Annotated in this window: 1 protein-coding gene; it reads right to left on the bottom strand. The window is 53.8% G+C overall.

Annotated elements, in window-relative coordinates:
• The coding region (locus tag AC6EMZ_RS23320; protein WP_498405187.1) for a glutamine amidotransferase-related protein at window positions 1–416 on the bottom strand (416 nt) is incomplete at both ends.

The following is a 416-nucleotide window of genomic DNA, read 5'->3' as shown; positions in this document are numbered from 1 at the left end:
AGTAAACTCCGGATGGAACTGGCAAGCCACGAACCACGGGTGATTCGGAACTTCGATGATCTCGACCAACTGATCATCCCCGGAACGGCCCGCAACGCGCAGACCTGCATCTTCAATCTGTTTCAACAGCATGTTGTTGACTTCGTAACGGTGACGATGACGCTCAACAATTGTCGGCGCATTGTACAGCTGGCGAACCAGGCTATCGTCAACCAACTGGCACTGCTGTGCGCCGAGACGCATGGTACCGCCGAGATCGCTCTTCTCGCTACGAACTTCAACGTTGCCGTTTTCATCGCGCCACTCGGTAATCAGCGCCACAACCGGGTACTTACAGTCTGGCACAAATTCCGTAGAGTTGGCGTTCTCCATGTTGGCAACATGGCGAGCGTAATCAATTAACGCCACCTGCATAC

Source organism: Enterobacter sp. SCRI0065, from assembly GCF_059766475.1.
Note: the sequence above shows the minus strand (reverse complement) of the source record. Positions and strands in the feature narration are given on the sequence as shown.